This window comes from Acetobacter fallax (assembly GCF_011516735.1).
GTDB lineage: Bacteria > Pseudomonadota > Alphaproteobacteria > Acetobacterales > Acetobacteraceae > Acetobacter > Acetobacter fallax.
Genome location: NZ_WOSX01000001.1, coordinates 393,261 through 413,834, shown reverse-complemented (window position 1 = coordinate 413,834; position 20,574 = coordinate 393,261). Strand labels below are relative to the sequence as shown.

Sequence of the window (20,574 nt, the reverse complement as noted above, 5' to 3'; positions counted from 1 at the left end):
CGGAGCCGCCCCCGTGACGCAAACCCGTCAGGGGGGCAGTGTTGTTTCAGAATCTCATCCGGCCACAAAGCCACGTGACTTCAGCGCCGCGATACCCCGCGCAAGATCGTCAGTGAGATCGGCGGCATCTTCAAGGCCAACCGACAACCTGATCGCACCATCCGAGATCCCCAGACGCGCACGCTCCTCAGGGCCGATCTTCATATGCGTGGTCGTCGCCGGATGCGTGGCAAGCGACCGTGCGTCGCCAAGGTTATTGGAGATCAGGATAACCTGCAAAGCATCGAGAAACGCGAACGCGCCCTCCTGGCCACCAGCCACCTCAAATGCCACCAGCGAACCGAAACCACTCATCTGCCGTTTCGCAATCTCATGCTGCGGATGATCCGTCCGTCCAGGATAGCGCACGCTGACAACACCCGGCGCATCAGCCAGCCAGTCGGCAACAGTGGCAGCGTTACGGGTCATGGCATCGACGCGCAGGGGCAGGGTCTCAAGGCTTTTGAGCATGATCCAGGCATTGAAGGGAGACAGGCTGTTGCCAGTATTGCGGGTGAACGGCAGCACAACCTCATTGATCCACGCCTCACGGCCGAGGATTGCTCCACCCAGCACACGGCCCTGACCATCGATGTGCTTGGTGCAGGAATACACGACCACGTCCGCCCCAAGCGCGAGTGGCTTCTGATACACCGGCGATGCAAACGCGTTGTCGACAATCACGATAGCGCCAGCCGCATGGGCACGCTCAGACACCGCCGCGATATCCAGCACATCAAGCATCGGGTTGGACGGACTCTCAATCAGCACGGCGGCCGTCGGCTTGCTGAGTGCCGCGCCCCAGGCATTCAGGTCATCCCCGTCGACAAAAACGGTTTCCACCCCGTATTGCGGCAGCAGATGAGCAATGATCCAGTGACACGAGCCGAACAGAGCACGGGACGCCACAACGCGATCCCCGGCTTTTACCTGAGCAAGAAGCGCGGAAGATACCGCCCCCATGCCCGTGGCCGTCGCTATACAGGCTTCCGCGCCCTCCAGATCAGCGAGACGACGCTGCAATGCGTCAACCGTCGGATTTCCAAAACGGGAATACTGGTAATGCACTGCATCACCCGTGAACGTCGCGGCCGCCTGTTCGGCACTGTCATAGACAAAGCCGGAGGTAAGAAAGAGGGCCTCACTGGTCTCGCCATACGGCGTACGCTCAACACCGGCATGAAGCAGCCGGGTGGCAGTCCGCCATGCAGCGGAACCTGACGTGTTTTCTGTCTTATCAGTCATCGCGGTCTCGATTCTGTCCTTAATCCATCGCACGTAACGGAAATGGAGAGCGAATCACCGCCGTCCCGCGCATGGGTCATCGACCGTGGAAACCTTGGCCTGCATGCAGATGCCTGCCAGAGCCTCTTTAGCGCGGTTCTTTATCCTCGCCGCAAGCCGGCCATACAAATCACGAGGTCCCTGCCGCCAGCGGCGGGAAAGGGTGGGTTATTGCGGATGACTCGCGTCGCCGTCAACTGCCACGGCCGTCTGGCACGGTTGCACCATCAGAAGGTGACGCGAAGACACGCCTTTCCGGGCGTGAAACTCTCAATCTCCGGCGGCAATACACTGATGGCTCTGGCACTCTTCAGAAGCCCCCGGCCTTTTTCAGACCAGCCGGCCAGCCCAAACCCGGGATTGCTGAAACTCCCGCTCACACGGATCGGCACATCAAGCGCAAACAGCCCCGGAGCCCGGCTCTGAAACGCCAGATCGAACCATTTGCGGTTCAGATCAAAGATCGCAGCCCCAATGACCGACCCCGCCGCTGAACTGATCCGCAACGGCACCACCGTTCCCGAACCATGATGCAGCGTCATAACGCCAAGAAGGCATGACACCGGCGCCGTCCCGGTCACGCGACGCACCAGCAGACTGACATCCGTCGATGCCATGGCGATAACTTTACGGGAAATCGCCCCGTTGTTCATCCCAACAGCAGCTGTCAGATCCGCCACCTGCACAGCCTGGTTCAGCGTGCGCACGTCATTCGCCTCAGCCGCGGCCCGAAAACTCAGCGCACCACTGATCGGGATCGCCGCCAGACCGGCCTGGCGCCTGAACCGGTCAATATCAGCGCCCGTTACATCAACAGCCGCCCGTGCCCGTGCACCCTCCGCAGCAGACAGCAACGACCCGGACGCATGCAGATGCGCCCCAAGCCACCCGAAAGAGAGCGATTTCACGTCAATTCTGTTCGGAGTCTGCGACAGAGCAACCGACGCATCCGAAAAAGTCAGCGCATTGTAACGAACTTCCCGGGCACCAAGCTGAACATCAATCAGAGGATCAGGTCGCGCCGGCACGTCCAGCGGAATGTCAGTCTGTTTCTGCGAGGTCGATCCGCTCCCGCCAGTCAGCCTGTTCAGATCAAGCGAAGCAAAACTGACATTGCCGGTAATCCGGTCGGGCTTGCCAGAAGCCCCTTCCGTGAAAACCACATCGGCGTTTGTGATCGGGTTTTCCCCGAAGCGTCCGGTCGTGTGATCGAGTGACCAGACATTCCCCTGATGAACAAAGTGACCATCAAGCCCCAGCGTCATGACAAAATCAGAGGCAGGCATCCCCGCAAATGCCATCAGAGGCGCGGAGGTCGGTGTGCGCAGAACGAGTTTTCCGGCAACGCCATCAAAATCGAACAGATCGGTGATGGTGCTTTCCAGATCGAGCGTCAGGTCACCCGAACTGGCATGAATGCTGGCTCCATAAGGCTTTCCCGCCTGACGCAGCATCGAGATTGGCTGCATCTTCGCCGTGATCGCAACCGGGGTCGTGTTATAAGCCCCGTTCACGGTCATCAGAAAAGGTGAACTGTCGCTGACTGATGAAAAAACAATATTGTCCAGTCCGGCACGATACGTGTGCCCGCGCGCGGTCCGGTAAATGACCTCGCTGCCCCGGATCGTCGCCTGCCGCAGTCCGGGAAACCAGCTCTGGTCAGCAGGAGCGGGCGCAGCAGATGCGGGCGCAGCAGGTTTTGCCACTGGCGGCCCAAAGCGCCAGTTCGGCCTGCGATCAGGGGTTCTCTCAAAGAGTCCGGAAAAACCGGTCAGCACAAGATCGCGGGTCTCGACAGGACCATGAAGCAGCGACATCAGCCTTATCTGCGTGTGCAGATGCTCCAGCGTGATCATGTCCGGCCGACTTCCACCCGTGACATTGGCAAGATGCACATCACTGAGTTCGACCGTAATCCAGCGCCCCGGCGTAACACGGAGCGAGCCGATATGCGCGGCCCGCCCCGTCGCGGCAGCCAGCCGGCGCGCCGCGAATGAAGAGAGGTCGATATGGTCTGCCATCAGGAAGGCTGTAGTGACAAGAGCTGTCGTCGCCGTCACGGCACCGATCAGAAGAGCAGGAAGTCGACGCAAAACCGGAACTCATTTCGCAATGGCGCGGGAGTCGGCATGTCCCGCCGGACTTAGGGGAAGCAGAAGCCGTCCCTGCTTTGCGTAACCGATGACCGGATCATGATGATGACCGGCCACGACACGCGACAGACCAGTGCGCTCTTAAGGAGGCGGCCCGGTCGTTTCAGGAGCATGACTTACCGCATCCCGCGCCCATCCGGCAGTCAGCCCGGCAAGAAACAGCCTGGCCCCGGACGTAACAAATCGCTCTACTGCTGCCGGCTCCAGATATCCACCCGCGCCAATCAGTCCGTTCAGCATCAGTTCGCCAATCGTCATGCCGAACAGCTGACGTCCCAGTTCGTTGACGTCAGCTTCAGGATGACCGGAGACCGTGCAGTAATCCCGCAGCCAGCGGTTGAACGCGTTGGTCTCACCGCCCTTCTTCAGGCTGAGCATGATCTCGGTAATATCCGGCGCTTCCGGCGCCTCAGCCATAATAGCGCGGATCAGTTCAATCTGATCAGGACGCAACAGCCATTTCGCCACCTCAAGAAGAAGGCTCCCCAGTTCATCCTCCGGAGTGGCAGCCCCTTCACGAACATGCGGTGGCAGGCAAAACAGCCGGGCGCCGATCAGCGAGAGAAAAAGTTCCTGCTTTGAAGGATAGAGCTGATAGAGCGTGCGCTTGGACATCCCGGAACATTGCGCGACCTTATCCATGGATGCCGCGTGATAACCGTGCGCCTGCAGAATCTCGCAGGCAGCCGTCAGGATGCGCTGCCGGCGCTCGCACTCCTCCATTTCCGGCGGTCGGCCAGGTCCACGCGCGGAAGAGCAGCGCGGCGCCTGCTGTCCGCACACTTCCTTGTTCTTCCGTCCGGTTTCGTCTTTCACGTCCCGTTTTTCCCATCTTGACCGGGGGTTGGGAAACTATATAGTTTCTATTTCCAGGCAAACCAACTCTGCTCCCGGATTTTTATCCGATCGGTGACGCAGGGCTGGCAGTCCCCATACACTTATCTTTTCGGTCGGCAGGATGCATTCGTGAACAGGCCCTTTCGTATTCCCGTCACAGCCTTGCTGCTTTCTGCTGCGAGTCTCCTTGTCCTGGACGGCTGCGGCCGAAAGCCCGCACAGCAGGGCGCTCCGCCTCCCCAGCAGGTTCAGATCGTCACCATCGAAGGCCGCTCCGTGCATGTCAGCTCTCAGTTGCCAGGGCGTCTTGAGGCATTCGAAATCGCGATGGTCCGCCCGCAGGTGAACGGTGTTATCCAGAAGCGCCTCTTTACGGAAGGCGCCGACGTCGTCGCCGGGCAGCAACTCTATCAGATCGACCCGAGTCCCTATCAGGCGACCTATGACAGCGCCAGCGGCCAGCTCGCTCAGGCGAATGCAAACGCCGTCACAGCCAGAGCAAAACTGGAACGCTACGGCCCGCTCATGAAGGCGCACGCCGTCAGCAAGCAGGAATATGACGATGCGCTGGCCGCCGCGAGGGCAGCCGATGCACAGATTCTGATTGCAAAAGGGCAGGTGGAGTCCGCCGCGGTCAACCTGCGCTACACAAAAGTTAATTCGCCTATCACAGGCCGGATCGGACGGTCGCTTCTCACCGTCGGCGCGCTCGCAACAACCGGACAGACCGCTAATCTCGCCGTCGTCACACGCCTCGATCCGATTTTCGTGGATGTGAATCTGCCAGCGATCTCTCTGCTGAGATTCCGCCGCGAGGTGGCTTCCGGCCGGATTCACACAAACCCTGACAACACCGTTCCGGTCAGCCTGCAGATGGAAGATGGCTCAACCTATGAGTTGCCCGGCCGGATGCAGTTCAGCGAAGTCAATGTCGATGAAGCAACCGCAACCGTCGTGGTCCGCGCTGTCTTCCCGAACCCAAATAAACTTCTGCTGCCCGGTATGTATGTGCATGCAACGCTGGATGAAGGCATCGATCCGAATGCCCTCCTCGTGCCGCAGCAGGCCGTTACCCGAAACACCCACGGCGACCCGCAGGTCTTCGCTCTCAACGCGGATGACAAAGTGGAATTGCGCCAGGTCGCCACAGGAAGTGCAAACGGTGCCGACTGGATCGTCAGCAGCGGCCTGAAACAGGGCGATCGCGTCATCGTCGTCGGCCTGCAGAAAGTGCATCCGGGCGACAAGGTGAAACCGGTTCCGTTCGACAGCGGCACACCCTCAGAAGAGAAAAAGTAAACCGGCATGTCACGTTTTTTCATTGACCGGCCCGTTTTCGCATGGGTGATCGGGCTCATCATCATGCTTGTCGGCGCGGTTGCGATCTTCCGCATGCCGATCGCCCAGTATCCGTCGATCGCGCCGCCACAGGTCTCACTCACCGTCACCTATCCGGGGGCTTCCGCCGAGACGGTAAACAACACCGTCGTCCGGCCAATCCTTCAGCAGATGTTCGGCCTGGACCACCTCGAATACATTTCGGCCCAGTCCTACGCGTCCGGAATGATGGAAATCGATCTGACCTTCGCGCAGGGCACCAATCCTGACATCGCGCAGGTCCAGGTTCAGAACAAACTGCAACTGGCACAGCCCAGATTGCCGACAGAAGTCACGTCCCAGGGCATTACTGTCGCCAAGGCGGTCAAGAACTTCATGCTCGTCGTCAGTTTCATTTCAACTGACAACTCCATGGATGCACAGGATATTTCGGATTACGTCGCCTCCAACGTCTCCGATCCGCTCGCACGCGTCTCCGGCGTCGGTGATCACACGCTGTTCGGCTCCGAATACGCCATGCGCATCTGGCTTGATCCGCAAAAACTTTACAAATATTCTCTGACTGTCGGTGACGTTCAGGCCGCGATACAGACGCAGAACCTGCAGGTTTCCTCCGGTGAACTCGGCGGCCTCCCGGCTAAGGAGGGGATCGGACTGGATGCGACAATCATCGGCCCCACCCGGCTTTCCTCGCCGGAAGAATTCCGGAAAATCCTGCTCAAAGTCATGCCCGGCGGTTCCCAGGTGCGCATCGGGGATGTAGCAAAAGTTGAGCTGGGCGCTCAGACTTACAACACCTACGCCGTCTATAACGGGAAACCTTCCGCAGGTATGGCGCTGAAGCTTTCGCCCGGTGCGAACCAGCTTGCGACCGAGGCCGCCGTCCGGGCCGAAATCACCCAGCTTGAAAAGTTTTATCCACCCGGACTCAAGACGGTTTATCCGCTCGATACCGAGCCGTTCATCGTCCTGTCGATCAGGGAAGTCATTATCACGCTGGCGGAAGCGATCGGCCTCGTCTTCCTCGTGATGCTGATATTCCTTCAGAATTTCCGGGCGACCCTGATCCCGACCATCGCGGTCCCCGTCGTTCTGCTGGGCACCTTCGGTTTCCTCTCCGTACTCGGATTTTCCATCAACACCCTGACCATGCTCGCCATGGTTCTGGCCGTCGGTCTGCTGGTCGACGACGCCATCGTCGTGGTCGAAAACGTCGAACGCGTCATGACGGAAAAAAATCTGTCTCCCCGTGAAGCCGCACGCGTGTCGATGGACGAGATCTCGGGCGCACTGATCGGCATCGTTCTCGTGCTGACAGCGGTCTTTCTGCCCATGGCTGCCTTCGGCGGTTCCACGGGCGTGATCTATCGCCAGTTCTCAATCACGATCTGCGCCGCCATGTGGCTCTCCGTCCTCGTCGCCATGACCATGACGCCGGCTCTCTGCGCAACCATGCTCAAACCCGGTCAGCATGAAAAAACCAAAGGTCTGGCCGGGCGATTTAACCGCGGCTTTGCCCACATGACGAACGGTTACCTGTCTGGTGTCCGCCTGATGATCGGCAATCGCGTTATCGCGCTTCTGGTGTTTTGCCTGATCGTGGGCGGTACGGTGTTTCTGTTCACCCGTCTTCCGGGAGGCTTTCTGCCCAACGAAGATCAGGGACTCATCTTCGGTCAGGTGACGCTGCCGCCCGGCGCGACAATGGAACAGACCGCGAAGGTAACAGCAAAAGTCTCGAAATACGTTCTCGATACTGAATCCCGAAATGTCGAATCCGTCTTCGTCATGAACGGCTTCAATTTCGCCGGTCAGGGCCAGAATTCAGGCGCGTTCTTCATCAAACTGAAGGACTGGGATGAGCGCACCGGAGCCGGTCAGAATGTGGACGCAATCGCCGGCCGGATCATGATGCATTTCTGGGGCGATCCCGAGGCCCAGATCTTCGCGATCAACCCGCCAGCCGTGCTCGAACTGGGTAACGCGTCAGGCTTTGATCTCGAACTTGAGGACCGTGGACATATCGGACACGCGGCATTGCTCCAGGCGCGCAATATGGTCCTTTTCAGGGCGTCGCAGGATAAGCGCCTGATGGCCGTCCGTCCAAACGGAATGGAAGACGCTCCGCAATACCATCTGGATATCGACCGTGAAAAAGCCAGTGCGCTCGGTGTCTCCATCGCGGATATCAACACGCTGGTCGAAGGCGCTCTGGGTTCCATCTACGTCAACCAGTTCATGCGCGATGACCGCGTAAAACAGGTCTACATCCAGGGAGTTGCCGATTCACGCATGATGCCAGGTGATCTCAGCGCGTGGTATCTGCGTAACGTGACCGGAACGATGGTGCCTTTCAATACGATCGCCAGTGGCTCCTGGATCGTCGGCCCCCAGAAAGTCGAGGATTATAACGGCCTCAATGCCTTTGAAATCCTTGGCCAGCCGTCGCCGGGCTACAGTTCAGGCGATGCGATCAGTGCGATTAAAGACATTCTTGCTTCGCTTCCGGGTGGTATCGGCTACGAATGGACCGGTCTGTCGTTTGAACAGATGTCGGCCGGCTCTTCCACAGGTCCTCTTTACGCCCTGGCAACAACCGTCATCCTGCTCTGCCTGGCAGCACTTTATGAAAGCTGGGCCATTCCGATGGCCGTCGTTCTGGTCATCCCGCTCGGTGTCCTGGGCGCAATCGCCGCAACGCTGTGGCGCAGCATGGATAACGACGTTTACTTCCAGGTCGGTCTGCTGACGACCGTTGGCCTCGCGGTGAAAAACGCCATTCTGATCGTGGAATTCGCGAAGGCCAACTTCGAAAGTGGCCAGTCTCTTGAAGAAGCCGTGATGAACGCGGGACGGGAACGCCTGCGCCCCATCCTGATGACATCGATTGCCTTCGTGCTCGGCGTCTTTCCGCTGGCAATCGCGTCCGGCGCCGGATCTTCCGCGCGCCAGGCCATCGGCACCGCCGTGGTCGGCGGAATGCTTACCGCTACGCTCCTCGCCGTCTACTTCGTTCCCCTGTTCTTTGTCCTCGTCCTGCGTCTGTTCCGCGTGAAGCGGGCCAGCGAGAGAGGGGACAATCCCGCACCTGCTTCGGCAGCGTCTCCGGAGACACATTGATGAAGGCCCTCTCCACCGTCCGTCGGAGAGCCCGGACGATCGCGGCAATCCCACTTTCCGTGGCATTGCTGTCCGCATGCACCATGGCGCCGACTTACCATCGTCCAAAAGCGCCGGTGGCACCTGCCTATCCGCAGGAACCGAAATCAGAAACAAAACCTGAAGGAACAGCGCTCCAAACCCCGGCAGCCGATCTCGGATGGGCCGATTTTTTCACCGATCCGCGGCTGAAAGCGCTGATTGCCATCGCGATGAAGGAAAATCGTGATCTGCGCTCCGCCGCGGCAAGCATCACACAGGCCGCCGCTCAGTATGATGTGCAGCACGCTTCACTGTTTCCCGCCATCGGCGCGACCGGTGCCGCGATGTACATGGCTCCGTCACAGACCGCTGGTTTCAGCTTCGCTCCGGGCCTGGGCGAGAGTATTTCCACATTCCGTTACTACAGTGCCGGAATTGGCTTCTCATCCTACGAGATTGATCTGTTCGGACGCATTCGCAGTCTGTCACAGGCCTCCGCCGAAGCCGCGCTCAAACAGGTCGCCAATGAGCGTGCACTGAGAATCAGCATCGTTTCTCAGATCGCCACGGCCTATGTTGCCTGGCTTGGCGACCGGGAGTTGCTGGATGTTGCCAGTGACGCGGTCGCGAACCTGTCGGAAAATCTTCGACTGATCCGTCTGCGCTACGATCACGGCGAGGAAAACATGCTCACCCTGCGTCAGGCCGAGACGCAGGTGGATCAGGCCGCGCAACTTCATGCGCAGCAGGTCCGCCTTGTGGCGCAGGACGAAAATGCAATCACCCTGCTGATCGGCGCACCGATCCCATCCGATCTGCCACCACCCCGTCCGCTCGGCGCGCAGACCCTTATAGCCAACGTGCCGGCCGGCCTGCCTTCGGATCTGCTGTTCAGGCGGCCGGACATCATTGCGGCCGAGCATGATCTCCTCTCCGCGAACGCCAATATCGGTGCCGCAAGAGCCGCGTTTTTCCCGAAGATCACGCTCACGGCAACGGATGGCGTCAGCAGTCTGATGTTCCATCGCCTCTTCACGGCTCCGGCGACAACGTGGGGCCTGCAACCCAACATCTCCATCCCGATTTTCACCTGGGGCCAGAACCAGGGAAATCTCGAAGTGGCAAAAACAACGCGCGATATGAAGGTCGCAGCCTATGAAAAGGCAATCCAGACAGCGTTCAGAGAAGTGTCCGACACACTTGTCGCCCGCTCAACCTATCTCGATCAGGGACACCGGATGGACGATCTCGTGAAGGCCTCCGCCGACGCCTATCGTCTGGCAAAAATGCGCTACCAGGCCGGAACCGACTCCTACCTCAACACGCTTGATTCCCAGCGTACACTGCTCCAGGCGCAGCAGTCGCAGATCGGTGTCCAGGTGGCCCGTTATGAGAATCTGGTGACATTCTATCGCGCCCTGGGCGGCGGATGGACAGAAAAGACCGCCAGATCGCCGAGAGTCCCCTGGACCCCCTGAGCAGATTTTGTTCAGAACTGTCCGGGCCGGTCTCACACGCAAACAGACGATTGTCACAACGAAGCAGGCCGATTATAGAAAACCGGATTGCGGGTGTAGTTCAATGGTAGAACGGCAGCTTCCCAAGCTGCATACGAGGGTTCGATTCCCTTCACCCGCTCCATAAGCCCTGCCCCCGGCGGCACAGCGCGATATGCTCCCGATATTGTGATCGTCCGGTCTACCTTTGCGGAATGGCCCTATGAGCCCTGCGTGCGTTGCGCCGCCGTCATGGTTGGCGCAACATGCCGCAAAGCAACCAGGAGCTTTCGATGATCCGTTTTTCCCCGCGCGCCCTCGCCGCATTCGCCATCACAGCCGGTATAACGTCAGCTTCTCTTCCTGCCCTGGCAGGGGACATGCTGGCTCAGCCCACGACAACACCCGAGGGTCGCCCGTCAGCCGCCGGAATCCTGCCAGCAACCGGAGCGGAAGTCGCATCTGTGACACCGGTCAACCTTGCCGGCCTGCTCAACTACTGCGTCGAGACAGAACTCGTGTCTCACGATGATGGTGATTCTGTGCAGACAGCGCTGAACGCAAAGACCAACGCTGTTCCATCGGATCAGAACGGAAACATGGATTACGCCGTCGGCTCAGCGGGTCAGATGATCGTTGCAGGGAAAGTCACGACAGTCACACCCCTGGACACGGGTGCGCAGGGCAAGATCTGCTCGGCTGTTCTCGCACGTTCCAAATCGATGATCTGAATGAAACCGCCGGTCGGAAAAGCATTTTCCGGTCTGCGCCGTTCAGACGACCTCTTAAAAACCCCGGCGCGCTGCTCCGGGGTTTTTTTGTGCCAGCACCAGCCTCATGGCCAGTTCAGTCCTGTTGCCGGGCAAACCGTGGCTGCCCATTGACCGTCTCTTTCCACATTGAAAGCGGACGTATCCAGAGCGTGCCATGAGCCTCGCTGCGATACACAACGAACCATTCTTCAGTTTCGCTATGCCGTGCTGTCGTGATCACTGTATAGAGCCCGCCTTTGTAATGGCGATAAAGCCCCGGTGTAACGTCATGATCAGGCTGCAAGATCGTATCGCCCCTTCCTGGAATTGCGGCTATGGTAAGCCCGGGTGGCCCGCGACGAGGGGGCCGTCCGATTGTTTATACATAACGGAGACGACGAACCTTGCGCCAATTTGCTTCGCCCGCCATCGAGCGGCAGACAAACCAGCGTCCGGTTCCGGTTCGCAGCGTCCCGCCAGTTACGTCGGACTCCACGCTTTCCCTCCCAGGCCCGCGCCTGCTTCTCGTTGCGGGCTGTCTTGCCGCCTCGCTGATCGCAGTTCCCGCTCTGATGATCGGCGCCGCACAGGCGCGCACGCATCATGTGCAAAGCCATAAAGGCACGTCGGGCACATCGACTGGCAAACCCGTCATCCTGTCGCAGCAACCCGGAACGGATCTGGACAAACAGGCCCGCATCCTCAATGCCGACGACATCGCGACAAGTCGCCGACATCACGAAGAACCCGTGCTGCTGATCGGCTCGGCCCCGCTCTCGACAAAAAAAGGCGAGATCGCGCTGTTCGTTCAGCTTCAGTCCGCCGCACTCTGCGGCTCAGCCGGCTGCTCGACTGACGTTTATCTCCGCACCGGCGATGACTGGGTAAAGGTGCTCGACTCAGTCAGTGGCTCAATCGCGATCCTGCCGACCAGCCATCGCGGGATGTATGATATCGTTGTCGATGGAACAGATCGCTGGATCTGGCACGGCGATTCCTATCAGGACACCATCAGCGCAGCACCGGTCGGCAATCTTCGCAGCGAAATCCAGCAGTTTCAGAAGAAAAAAGGCATCAGCGCCACGTCAGGAAACTGACAACCGGATAATCCCCTGCGACAAATCCGGTTTCCCCTCAGAACGGCGTAATCATTCGTCTTTGCCTGGCCTGAGAATCATCGCCCGGCGTAGCGCGTCCGTGCGTCGCGCCATCGAGCGTCGGGTAATCGCGGCTCGGGGCTGCAATTCAAACGCATGAAACGCTCCCGGAAAAACGTCAATTTCGACCGGAACCGCCGCCCGAATCAGCCTCAGGGCGTAGTCCATGTTCTCGTCCAGGAAGAGATCAAGCGTTCCGACGCCGATATAGGCAGGCGGCAACCCGCTCAGATCCGTTGCGCGGGTCGGCGCGGCAAAGGGAGAAATTCCCTCAACCCCCGGCATGACACCCAGAAACGAGCGCCAGCCAAAGACATTCATGTCCCGCGTCCACACATAGTCCCCTGTGACCGGATTGCGCGGACTGTCCGGACCAGTCCTGTCATCCAGCATCGGATACTGCAGATTCTGAAACGCCAGATGCGGTCCGGATCGCTGCCTTGCCAGCAAGGCCAGCCCCGCCGCCAGCCCGCCTCCCGCGCTCTCGCCTGCGACACCAATCCGGCTGACATCGATATTCAGTTCTCCGGCTTCCGCCACGGCCCAGAGCAGAGCGGCATAACAATCATCAAGCGGCCCGGGAAACGATGTTTCCGGAGCAAGCCGGTAATCCACCGAAATCACAACACAATCGAGATCGTGAGCCCATTTCCGTAAGAGCGGCAGAAACCGGTCCGCCGTTCCCATAACGAACCCGCCACCATGGATATGCAGAATCGCCGGTAACGGACCAGGAGAAGCCTTTTCCGGACGCGAAATCAGAACCCTGACATCCGGGTCGCCCGGCATACCCGGAATGTTTCGCGAAAATGTCTCAACGGGGAGTTTGTCCATCGCCCCTGGCACCGCCTGCCGCTCGGCGCGGGCTGCCGGGAGAAGATGTTCATCCAGCGCGGAAGGCCCGAGACGGTCGAGAAGCGGAAGCAGTTCAGGGTCCACAAGGGCGCGATTGCCGGACATAAGACTGCTTCCTTCCGTAAAGACAATGCGCGCCGTCAGTCCTTCACGCGCTCAATGTTCGCGCCACAGGCGGCAAGCTTCTTCTCCACCGCCTCATAACCACGATCAAGATGGTAAACGCGGCTCAGAATCGTTTCGCCATGCGCCGCCAGGCCCGCGAGAATCAACGAGAACGAAGCCCGCAAATCCGTCGCCATTACCGGCGCGCCCGAAAGCGCGTGTACGCCGCGGATAATGGCCGATGAACCATGGACATTAATCCGTGCCCCCATCCGGTTCAGTTCCGGCACATGCATGAACCGGTTTTCAAAGATCGTCTCCGTGATCATCGAAGCACCATCCGCAACCGCCAGCATGGCCATGAACTGCGCCTGCATGTCGGTGGGAAAGCCTGGATAAGGCTCGGTCATGATATCAATGCCACGCAGCGCGCCGGTCCGCCGGACCCGCATGCCATAAGATTCCTGCGTTACCTCAACGCCCGTCTCTTCCAGCGCCCGAACGACAGCACCCAGATCATCCACCCGGCCACCAATCAATTTCAGGTCGCCACCCGTGATCCCGGCGGCACAGGCATACGTACCGCACTCGATCCGGTCCGGCATGATGCGATGCTCAGCGCCATGCAGCGCCTCCACACCCTCAATTATAAGCGTCCCGGTGCCACTCCCCGTGATCCGCGCGCCCATCTTGTTGAGACACTCGACAAGATCACCAATCTCCGGCTCACGAGCCGCATTCACAATCTCCGTACGCCCTTTGGCAAGCGTTGCCGCCATCAGAAGATTTTCGGTCGCACCCACAGAGGCGAATGGCAGAACAACCCTGTCCCCGATCAGCCCCTTCGGGGCCGTCGCGTTGATATACCCGTTCTCAAGCCGGATTTCGGCGCCGAGCGTCTCAAGCGCCTTCAGATGCATATCCACCGGACGTGTGCCGATGGCGCAGCCACCGGGAAGAGACACACGGGCCTCTCCGCAACGCGCGAGCAGGGGGCCAAGCACAAGGATCGACGCCCGCATCTTCGAGACAATGTCGTAAGGCGCTTCTGTGCTGCTGATCGAGCCGCCCACGGCATAGCTGGAGCCGTCGCCGTTGACGTCCTCGACAGTGATCCCGTGCTGGACCAGCAGATCGCGCATGGTCGCAATATCAGCGATCCGCGGCACATTCGTCAGCACCAGCGGGTCTGCCGTCAGCAGACCCGCGACCATCAGCTTCAGGCCCGCATTCTTGGCGCCGCCAATAACGATCTCACCGCGCAGGGGCCTGCCGCCCCGGATAACAAAACGATCCATGTCTCAAAGCCTCGGTGTGGCAACGCCACGCTGGTGCATATATTTTCCGGCCCGGTCCGCGTAGCTCACCTCACAGGGCGATGCGCCCTGGAAAAACAGAAACTGACAGATGCCTTCATTGGCATAAATACGGGCGGGCAGGGGAGTGGTGTTGCTGATCTCGATCGTAACCTGCCCCTCCCATTCCGGCTCAAGAGGCGTGACATTCACAATGATGCCGCAACGCGCATAGGTCGATTTGCCAAGGCAGACGACAAGCGTGTCACGCGGAATGCGGAAATATTCAATCGTATGTGCCAGCACAAAACTGTTCGGCGGAATAATGCAGACATCAGCCCTGCGGGAGACAAAGCTGTCTTCGGAAAACGATTTCGGATCGACAATGGCGCTGTTCACATCCGTGAAAATGCGAAAATCATCCGCCACCCGTGCATCATATCCATATGACGAGAGACCGTAGGAAATAACGCCATCACGCTTCTGATTCTCAACGAACGGTTCAATCATGCCATCGTTTATTGCCCTGTCGCGAATCCATGTATCGGGCATAACTGGCATCAAGTGGTCTCCGGGTGAGAATGAGAAGGCTGCGCGGGGAGCTCCTGCTCCGCCCGTGCGCGAGCCTGCGCCTTACGCCGCCTCAGGTTGGCGCGCAAGGCCCCGGCTTCATCAGCCTGCCGCTTCAGCCGCGCCGCCTCGGCAACGGGCGTCAGCCGGGGCTGTCCGGTAACGGTCCGCACATCGTTCTTTTTATCCGATACCAGCCCGGGATTCCTGGTTTCTGGTCTGTTGTCGCAGGCATCAGACATCGCAAAGCCTTCTTCTATCAGCGTTTTTAGCGCCAGGTCCCTGTCAAAGTGACCATTTCAAAAATATCGCAGCCTCCATCCTATCTCCGGTCGCGGCTCCAATACCATCCGGATAACTGTTCGGAAAAAGCAACCTTGTTCTGCCTGTTTCGTTAACAGCAGGCAAAATTACTGGAGCCTGACTTTTATGAACGAGAAAAACGCAGACCGGCAGCCTCGGAAACAGGCGGCAACCAGGCCGAACAGCCTGCGGCTGGCCGTCGTCGCCACAGCACTGCTCGCACTGGCCGCATGCAATACGGTTTCCGGCGCAGGTAAAGACGTCAGCTCGGTCGGACACAACGTCAGCCGCGGCGCGAATGCGGCTCAGACCGGCATCACGAACGCGACCGGAGCCTCCAGCCACTGATGTGACGCGGAAAAAAGCCGGGAGCTGACCCGGCGTTCAGCCTCCCTGTCTGCTCGCCATTGCGCGACGGGCAGGAGCGGCCGAAGCGGTTTGTGACGAGGCCGCCCGGTTCTTCCGGATGCAGTCCCATGGCCCGCACGCCGTTCAGCAGAACAGGAGAGGGCATCGCATCGTCAGCACCGGTGTGATGCCCTCTCCTGTTTGAGCAGACCCGACCGGCGCCCGGTTCTTTTTCGCTCCGCCCGGAGACACCAGATAGTCTTCCTTAAGCATCTCAAAACGATATTCAGACGTATGATTGTTACATGAGATCGTTTTACTATTGCCAGCGTTGTCCCGTTCTCTCATTGCGGCACAGGTGCCGAGCTGTGCCTGGAGACGGATGCTGACAGCCTGATATCCCGCTCAATCGCGGGCGCCTGGATATGTTATTTCGTCAGAACAGGATTCCGCCATGACGTCAGCCGCAGACCGCGCTTCGCTCTCACTGCCCGCAACGATCCCCCTCTTCCTTGAGCGCTGGTCGCCGCGCGCCTTCACCGATGCATCAATGTCATCCGATGACCTGATGGCCGTTCTGGAGGCCGCGCGCTGGGCCCCGTCAGCCTATAATTCGCAGCCATGGCGCTTTCTGTGTGCAAGACGCGGAACCCCCGAATGGGAGAATTTCCTGTCCTGGCTGATCCCTTTCAACCAGTCCTGGGCCGGCAAGGCATCCGCGCTTATCTATGTCGCATCCCGAACCGTGATGCTGTCTCCCTCGGGAAACCTGGTTCCTGCGCCCACTCATGAATTCGACGCCGGCGCCGCCGCGATGCTGCTGCAACTCCAGGCGGCTCATCTCGGCTGGGCAACGCATCCCATGAGTGGTTTCGACGTAAAAGCGGCTCACAAAGGCCTCGCGGCGCCACAGGATTTCAAGATTCATGTCGCGATAGCCATCGGAAAACAGGGCGCCCCCGAAACGCTGCCCGAAGGTCTTCGTGCGCGCGAAATCCCTTCAGACCGCGCGCCTCTGGCAACGCTGGCCTGGGAAGGCACCTTCGAAGGTCATAACGAGCCCTGATTTTCCGTCAGAAGCCACTGAACGTCAGCAAAGGCCCTGAACCGTGTTTTTTCGAATCCGTGCCACTCCGGACCTGGCAGGCGCGGGCAAACCCGTTATGACGGGCTTCATTTTCAGGATGGCATGCTGCCATAAGGGTGCCTGAAAGCCCGTTTATCATAAAAACGTGGTTATGATGCTGAAGTATGGTCCGCACTGCCACCCCGGGCTCTCGTCCCGGATAATGAACCGCGTCAGCCTCCGTGAGAGCCGGCGCAGAAGGAGGATGTGAATGGAGGTGACGGGCCTGGCCGCAGTACTGCTGGCGACGGCGCTGCTGCTGGTGATTGTGAGCGCGGTTCAGCCCGTGGCGCGACGCCTGGAAGTCTCCGAAACGGTCCTGCTCGCCATCGTCGGGATCATCATCGGCGGTGGTGCGGATCTGGTGCTGCGGAGTACCTATACGGATTCGCTGTCCGGGGTCGCAGGCTCAGCCATCAACGGCGTCGCCGAAACCCTGCTCGATTTTCCGGTCAGCAGCGAGGTCTTCCTCCTCGTGTTCCTGCCTGTCCTGGTGTTCCAGGGCGCCATGGCGATCGATGTGCGACGCCTGGCCGAGGAAACCGCAACCGTTCTGCTTCTCGCCGTGGTGGCCGTGATTGTTTCCACGGCAACAATCGGCCTCGCCCTGATGCCATTCGCGCAGATGCCCCTGATCGTGTGCCTGCTCCTTGGCTCGATCGTCGCAACCACCGATCCGTCCGCCGTGGCCGGAATCTTCCGCGATATCGGCGCCTCGTCCAGGCTGACACGTCTCGTGGAAGGCGAAGCCCTGCTGAATGACGCCGCGGCCATCTCAATCTTCGCCGTGCTGCTCAACGCTGTCATTTCTCACCACCCGATCCAGCTCGGCAGCGCCACCCTCGAGTTCATCATCTCCTTCGCCGGCGCAATCGTCGTCGGGATCGTCGGCGCGCGGGCGATGCTGTACATGATCACGGTGCTCGGCAATGCACCCGCCGCGGAAACGACACTCACAGTATCACTGCCCTACATTGTCTATATCGTCTGTGACGATATCCTCGGTGTCTCCGGCGTCGTGGCCACGGCTGTCGCCGGGCTGACCATGTCGGTTTACGGCCCCTCGACCTTCCGCCCGCAGACCTGGCGCTTCCTCAACGAACTCTGGCAGCAGCTCGTCTTCTGGGCCGGTTCACTCGTGTTCGTCCTCGCCTCCATGCTCGTTCCCCGCCTGATGGTCGGCATGACACGGTGGGATATCGTCCTGATTCTCATCGCAAGTCTGGCCGGTCTGGTCGCCCGCGCCTCCGTCGTGTTCGGCCTGCTCCCCTTCCTGGCCATGACGCGCCTCGCGCCGCCAGTCCCTACACCCTTCAAGGTCACCATGGTGTGGGGCGGCCTGCGCGGCGCGATCACCCTGGCTCTCGCTCTGGCCGTCACCGAAAACCAGCATATTTCCACCCCGGTCGCGCATTTCATCGGCATCATCGCGACAGGATTTGTGCTCATCACCCTGCTGGTCAACGGCACAACGCTCCGCTCGGTGGTCATATTCCTCAAGCTCGATCAGCTCTCGCCGATGGACCAGGCCACGCGGCACCAGATAGTGGGTATTGCCCTTGAAAAGGTCGCGGTCCGCGCAAAAGAAACAGGCGAGGAGCTTGGGTTTTCGCCGGATGCCACCCGCTCGGTCATCGACGGACTTGAGGAACGCAGCGATGAGGAGCAGTCCGCCAACACATTCGACACCGCTCTCGGCGACCGCCAGCGTGTCACTCTCGCGCTGATCACCATCGCGAACCAGGAACGCTCGATCCTGCTGGACCTGTTCCGGATTCAGGGCCTGTCGCGTCGCGTGATGGAAAATCTGCTGCGAACGTCCGACGCAATGGTCGATGGCGCACGCCTGCAGGGCCGGTTTGGCTATGTGCGCGCCATCAGACGCCGGCTCCGGCCATCCCTCCGGTTCCGTCTCGCTCAGGAAATTCACAACCGGCTGCATTATGATCGCCCGCTGATGGCCTGCATGGCAGAGCGGTTTGAGATGCTGATGGTGACGCACCTCGTCTCTCTGGCGCTCACGCGCTTCCTGCGCGAGCGGATGGAGCCCACGCTCGGCAGCCGCGTGAGTGAAATCGTGTCCGAAACGCTCTCCCGTCAGCGCAAGATGCTTGACGAGGCCCTGGCGACGCTGCGCCTGCATTATCCAGGCTATTCAGAAGCTCTGGAGAACCGGATTTTCCGGCAGATCGTTCTCCGGCTGGAAAATCAGGAATTTGACTCCCTCCATGCCGAATCCCTGATCAGCGACGAGCTGTACCGGGAACTGCACCGCGATGTGGACCGCAGACGCCAGCGGCTCGACCGCCCGATGACGTTCAATCTCAAGAACAACATCGAAGATCGTCTGCGTCATGCCGAAGTGTTCAAAGGCCTTCCGGCAGCCGCTCTGCACGATCTCGCAATGACGACCTCGCTGCGGTTTCCATCTCCGGGTGAAGCCATTCTCCGGCGCGGGCACAAGGTCCATTCAGTGTTCTTCGTCAGTGCCGGCCTGGCCGAGATGCATGTGGCTGAGCGCGATGTCCGTTTCGGCGCCGGAGATCTGATCGGTGCCGTCGAAGTGACCGATCATCGCCCCATGCCAGGTACGGTCAGGGCGCTCCAGTTCGGCCACATGCTGGTCATTTCGGCTGTGCGCTTCGAGCGGTTGCTGGAGGATTATCCGGTCGTCGCCCGAAATGTCGAACGCCTTCTGCTGGCTCACGACCAGGAAGAACCACACGCCGTCCTTCTGCCACATCAGGACTTTGACAGGGAAGATCCGCCAGGAAGCGCCGCGGCAGAACTCCTGTCAGTCAGGTCGGACGGTTCCCGGTAAGGCACGCTACCGATACATCTGGGCATACACCATCTCGGGGCTCTGCCCTGAATCCGCCAAAGGTCGCAGATCTTTGGAAAGGCTCTGTTGTCGTTACGAGTTGATCTGTGATTTTTCAAAGAGCTGGCGGAATCCGGGCTCTGCCCGGACCCGGCAGGGACCGCAGGCCCCTGCACCCCGATTTGTTTTATAATAAAACGGTTTCCAAAGGTCTGCGACCTTTGGTGGGTTCCAGGGCAAAGCGCCTTGGGAAGGAGCCAACACTTAACGACAACAGAGCCTTTCAAAAGCCCCTTATTGCGAATGGCCGAGAACTCCCTTTTTACTGAGATGGAGAAAAAGGGCGCGCCCATAAAACCTGCTCACTACGACACCGGTCCCCACAGCAAGAATGGGCGCGATCGTCGAAAGAGTGCCGCTATATTTCCCGGCGAAATGCGTGACTGACAGGCCTGCGTCCAGAAGAGCGACACACCAGAAAAGCCCCGACCAGAAGAGCGTCAGATAACGGAAGAACAACGTCAGATCGCGCCGTTCGGGAAACGGGGTCCCCTGTTGCTGCTCCGCGAAACGCTGAATGAGGGGAGGGCGTGCAAAAGCCCCGGCGAGAAACAGAAGCGCGAAAACAGCATCCGTTGCCGAGCCTTCAAACGGCTCAAGCGTCTCCATTCCGAAAATGAGTTCCGCGACAATAAAGACCGCCATCGAACCATTGATCAGCCACCAGAGAACCGGAACCGGACGACGCTGAATAATGTGGCGGATGAAATCTCCGGCCACGAACAGCAGGGTCAGTTCAATCGCAACGCGATGACCGAACATACTGTCCAGGATCCACAGCGCCGCCAGGCCACCAAAATCATTCAGCAGAGTCAGGATCTTCGATCGGCCATTGGTGATCGGCGCCTGAGCGGGAGAGGCTGGTGACATTACTTTTTCATCCGGTTCTTGACA

Annotated in this window: 17 protein-coding genes, 1 tRNA gene and 1 riboswitch; of the genes, 9 read left to right on the top strand and 9 right to left on the bottom strand. The window is 59.6% G+C overall.

Going from position 1 to position 20,574, the window contains the following annotated elements:
• Positions 1 to 54 precede the first annotated feature (54 nt).
• The 3 genes from metZ to GOB85_RS01785 all read right to left on the bottom strand — a co-directional run bounded on the left by metZ (position 55) and on the right by GOB85_RS01785 (position 4,292).
• On the bottom strand, positions 55 to 1,284 hold the full coding sequence (metZ, locus tag GOB85_RS01795; protein ID WP_173575866.1) for an O-succinylhomoserine sulfhydrylase: 1,230 nt from the start codon (positions 1,282 to 1,284) through the stop codon (positions 55 to 57).
• A gap of 106 nt (positions 1,285 to 1,390) precedes the next feature.
• Positions 1,391 to 1,470, bottom strand: a riboswitch (SAM riboswitch).
• Between the two features lie 80 nt (positions 1,471 to 1,550).
• On the bottom strand, positions 1,551 to 3,416 hold the full coding sequence (locus GOB85_RS01790; protein WP_242011202.1) for an AsmA family protein: 1,866 nt from the start codon (positions 3,414 to 3,416) through the stop codon (positions 1,551 to 1,553).
• 141 nt (positions 3,417 to 3,557) lie between these two features.
• Positions 3,558 to 4,292 carry a TetR/AcrR family transcriptional regulator gene (locus GOB85_RS01785; protein WP_338421609.1) on the bottom strand — a complete coding sequence of 245 codons (735 nt, stop codon included), beginning with the start codon at positions 4,290 to 4,292 and terminating at the stop codon, positions 3,558 to 3,560.
• Between the two features lie 150 nt (positions 4,293 to 4,442).
• Here GOB85_RS01785 and GOB85_RS01780 point away from each other — a divergent pair, with 150 nt between their 5' ends.
• The 5 genes from GOB85_RS01780 (at position 4,443) to GOB85_RS01760 (ending at position 11,019) form a co-directional block, all read left to right on the top strand.
• Positions 4,443 to 5,612, top strand: a complete 1,170-nt coding sequence (locus GOB85_RS01780) for an efflux RND transporter periplasmic adaptor subunit (protein ID WP_173575865.1) — start codon at positions 4,443 to 4,445, stop codon at positions 5,610 to 5,612.
• Between the two features lie 6 nt (positions 5,613 to 5,618).
• Positions 5,619 to 8,771, top strand: coding sequence for an efflux RND transporter permease subunit (locus GOB85_RS01775; RefSeq protein ID WP_173575864.1), 3,153 nt, complete (start codon positions 5,619 to 5,621; stop codon positions 8,769 to 8,771).
• Positions 8,771 to 10,270 (top strand): efflux transporter outer membrane subunit, encoded by a 1,500-nt coding sequence (locus tag GOB85_RS01770; RefSeq protein ID WP_173575863.1) that lies wholly within the window; start codon positions 8,771 to 8,773, stop codon positions 10,268 to 10,270. Before GOB85_RS01775 ends, GOB85_RS01770 begins: the two co-directional genes overlap by 1 nt.
• Positions 10,271 to 10,359: 89 nt before the next feature.
• A tRNA-Gly gene (locus tag GOB85_RS01765) sits at positions 10,360 to 10,433 on the top strand.
• A 148-nt stretch (positions 10,434 to 10,581) separates the two neighbouring features.
• On the top strand, positions 10,582 to 11,019 hold the full coding sequence (locus tag GOB85_RS01760; protein WP_173575862.1) for an alcohol dehydrogenase: 438 nt from the start codon (positions 10,582 to 10,584) through the stop codon (positions 11,017 to 11,019).
• A 115-nt stretch (positions 11,020 to 11,134) separates the two neighbouring features.
• Here the strand turns inward: GOB85_RS01760 and GOB85_RS01755 are convergent, their stop codons facing one another.
• Complete coding sequence (locus GOB85_RS01755) at positions 11,135 to 11,344, bottom strand: DUF1653 domain-containing protein (RefSeq protein ID WP_173575861.1); 210 nt, start codon at positions 11,342 to 11,344, stop codon at positions 11,135 to 11,137.
• A 100-nt stretch (positions 11,345 to 11,444) separates the two neighbouring features.
• On the opposite strand from GOB85_RS01755, the gene GOB85_RS01750 reads away from it, so the two are divergent.
• Positions 11,445 to 12,137 carry a hypothetical protein gene (locus GOB85_RS01750; protein ID WP_242011201.1) on the top strand — a complete coding sequence of 231 codons (693 nt, stop codon included), beginning with the start codon at positions 11,445 to 11,447 and terminating at the stop codon, positions 12,135 to 12,137.
• A gap of 51 nt (positions 12,138 to 12,188) precedes the next feature.
• On the opposite strand, the gene GOB85_RS01745 is transcribed toward GOB85_RS01750, so the two are convergent.
• Genes GOB85_RS01745 through GOB85_RS01730 form a run of 4 tightly spaced genes read right to left on the bottom strand, consistent with a single transcriptional unit; the run spans position 12,189 to position 15,264 of the window.
• Entirely contained in the window at positions 12,189 to 13,157 is a 969-nt protein-coding gene (locus GOB85_RS01745; RefSeq protein ID WP_173575860.1) for an alpha/beta hydrolase, read from the bottom strand.
• Between the two features lie 35 nt (positions 13,158 to 13,192).
• Positions 13,193 to 14,455 carry a UDP-N-acetylglucosamine 1-carboxyvinyltransferase gene (gene murA / locus GOB85_RS01740; RefSeq protein WP_173575859.1) on the bottom strand — a complete coding sequence of 421 codons (1,263 nt, stop codon included), beginning with the start codon at positions 14,453 to 14,455 and terminating at the stop codon, positions 13,193 to 13,195.
• Between the two features lie 3 nt (positions 14,456 to 14,458).
• Entirely contained in the window at positions 14,459 to 15,013 is a 555-nt protein-coding gene (gene dcd / locus GOB85_RS01735) for a dCTP deaminase (protein WP_173575858.1), read from the bottom strand.
• Positions 15,013 to 15,264 carry a hypothetical protein gene (locus tag GOB85_RS01730; protein WP_242011200.1) on the bottom strand — a complete coding sequence of 84 codons (252 nt, stop codon included), beginning with the start codon at positions 15,262 to 15,264 and terminating at the stop codon, positions 15,013 to 15,015. Before GOB85_RS01730 ends, dcd begins: the two co-directional genes overlap by 1 nt.
• A 187-nt stretch (positions 15,265 to 15,451) precedes the next feature.
• Between GOB85_RS01730 and GOB85_RS01725 the strand changes: the two genes are divergently transcribed.
• The 3 genes from GOB85_RS01725 (at position 15,452) to GOB85_RS01715 (ending at position 19,620) form a co-directional block, all read left to right on the top strand.
• Positions 15,452 to 15,673, top strand: coding sequence for an entericidin A/B family lipoprotein (locus GOB85_RS01725; protein WP_173575857.1), 222 nt, complete (start codon positions 15,452 to 15,454; stop codon positions 15,671 to 15,673).
• Between the two features lie 454 nt (positions 15,674 to 16,127).
• The gene (locus GOB85_RS01720) at positions 16,128 to 16,739 is read left to right on the top strand and encodes a nitroreductase family protein (protein ID WP_173575856.1); all 612 of its coding nucleotides are present in this window, start codon (positions 16,128 to 16,130) and stop codon (positions 16,737 to 16,739) included.
• A 271-nt stretch (positions 16,740 to 17,010) separates the two neighbouring features.
• Positions 17,011 to 19,620: a cation:proton antiporter gene (locus tag GOB85_RS01715; protein WP_173575855.1), complete on the top strand. Its 2,610-nt coding sequence runs from the start codon at positions 17,011 to 17,013 to the stop codon at positions 19,618 to 19,620.
• A 294-nt stretch (positions 19,621 to 19,914) separates the two neighbouring features.
• Here the strand turns inward: GOB85_RS01715 and GOB85_RS01710 are convergent, their stop codons facing one another.
• Positions 19,915 to 20,550 (bottom strand): DUF3159 domain-containing protein, encoded by a 636-nt coding sequence (locus GOB85_RS01710; protein ID WP_173575854.1) that lies wholly within the window; start codon positions 20,548 to 20,550, stop codon positions 19,915 to 19,917.
• Positions 20,551 to 20,574 lie beyond the last annotated feature (24 nt).

Excerpts from the sequence above, each read along its gene's own strand:
- metZ (WP_173575866.1), bottom strand. The coding sequence starts at position 1,284 with ATGACTGATAAGACAGAAAACACGTCAGGTTCCGCTGCATGGCGGACT.
- murA (WP_173575859.1), bottom strand. The coding sequence starts at position 14,455 with ATGGATCGTTTTGTTATCCGGGGCGGCAGGCCCCTGCGCGGTGAGATC.
- GOB85_RS01715 (WP_173575855.1), top strand. The coding sequence starts at position 17,011 with ATGGAGGTGACGGGCCTGGCCGCAGTACTGCTGGCGACGGCGCTGCTG.
- dcd (WP_173575858.1), bottom strand. The coding sequence starts at position 15,013 with ATGCCAGTTATGCCCGATACATGGATTCGCGACAGGGCAATAAACGAT.
- GOB85_RS01770 (WP_173575863.1), top strand. The coding sequence starts at position 8,771 with ATGAAGGCCCTCTCCACCGTCCGTCGGAGAGCCCGGACGATCGCGGCA.
- GOB85_RS01730 (WP_242011200.1), bottom strand. The coding sequence starts at position 15,264 with ATGTCTGATGCCTGCGACAACAGACCAGAAACCAGGAATCCCGGGCTG.
- GOB85_RS01760 (WP_173575862.1), top strand. The coding sequence starts at position 10,582 with ATGATCCGTTTTTCCCCGCGCGCCCTCGCCGCATTCGCCATCACAGCC.
- GOB85_RS01720 (WP_173575856.1), top strand. The coding sequence starts at position 16,128 with ATGACGTCAGCCGCAGACCGCGCTTCGCTCTCACTGCCCGCAACGATC.
- GOB85_RS01745 (WP_173575860.1), bottom strand. The coding sequence starts at position 13,157 with ATGTCCGGCAATCGCGCCCTTGTGGACCCTGAACTGCTTCCGCTTCTC.
- GOB85_RS01710 (WP_173575854.1), bottom strand. The coding sequence starts at position 20,550 with ATGTCACCAGCCTCTCCCGCTCAGGCGCCGATCACCAATGGCCGATCG.
- GOB85_RS01775 (WP_173575864.1), top strand. The coding sequence starts at position 5,619 with ATGTCACGTTTTTTCATTGACCGGCCCGTTTTCGCATGGGTGATCGGG.
- GOB85_RS01725 (WP_173575857.1), top strand. The coding sequence starts at position 15,452 with ATGAACGAGAAAAACGCAGACCGGCAGCCTCGGAAACAGGCGGCAACC.